Here is a 930-nt window from a genome sequence, read left to right as displayed (position 1 = left end):
GCGATAACGCAGCATCAATGCCAAACACGCGCTGCCCTTAGGGTTCTTCCTAGGGGCGATTAACTCTTTGTTGCTCGATTTTTACTTAGCCCACTAGGTTACAAATCTCGCGCCGCCATTAAATCCCCCCTAGAGTGAACAAATTTTAATCCACAAAGGTCAACACGCCCTAGTACCAGCACATAATCCCATAGGCTTGATTCAGCCAAGGAAAATTAAGCGTATTGCTCAGTAAATCTTGCTAAACATATTCAGCGTGCTAGCATTAATTTCATTATTTATTGAAACTTGAGAAGCAATGACGTTATCAGATAAGAACTTTGCCTTTGTAATGCACTGTGGCGAAATGGGCAGTCGTTGGGGTTTTAATCGCACAATCGGCCAAATGTGTGGTTTATTGATCATAACCAAAGAGCCAATGACAGCGAACGAAATCGCCGACGCCCTGAGTATATCTCGCGGTAATGTCAGTATGGGTATCAAAGAATTACAATCTTGGCGCTTAATTAAAGTGCAGCATATTCCAGGTGACAGAAAAGAATACTACGCACCCGCTGGCAGTATTTGGGATATGGCAAACCGCGTATTTGAAGAGCGTAAAAAGCGTGAGATTGATCCTACTCTCAGTTTACTCAGAGATAATTTGTTAGAGCCTGCAACCAACGACGATGAAAAGTTTGCCCAGCAACAAATGCATGAAATTCATGACCTACTCGAAACCGTCACCAAATGGTCTTCAGAACTACAGCGCTTAAGCCCTGAACAGCTACAAAGCTTAATGAAGCTAGGCTCAGGTATTGGTAAAGTACTCGACTTTAAAGATAAGATATTGAAGAAATGAAGAGTTAGCGAGGGACGAGAGTAAAGTTAGCGAGCTTTATGGAGCTAGGTTCAAGGTTCTAGGTTCTAGGTTCTAGGTTCTAGGTTCTA

General features: G+C 42.7%; 1 protein-coding gene. It reads left to right on the top strand.

The window, feature by feature from the left end:
- Positions 1 to 298 precede the first annotated feature (298 nt).
- Positions 299 to 841 (top strand): GbsR/MarR family transcriptional regulator, encoded by a 543-nt coding sequence (locus H5162_RS21080; RefSeq protein WP_145235628.1) that lies wholly within the window; start codon positions 299 to 301, stop codon positions 839 to 841.
- Positions 842 to 930: the final 89 nt, after the last annotated feature.

Origin of the sequence: Pseudoalteromonas sp. SR41-8, assembly GCF_014163915.1 — a bacterium.
Taxonomy (GTDB): domain Bacteria; phylum Pseudomonadota; class Gammaproteobacteria; order Enterobacterales; family Alteromonadaceae; genus Pseudoalteromonas; species Pseudoalteromonas rhizosphaerae.
The sequence above is the reverse complement of the archived record's forward strand: the minus strand, read 5'-3'. Positions and strand labels throughout refer to the sequence as shown.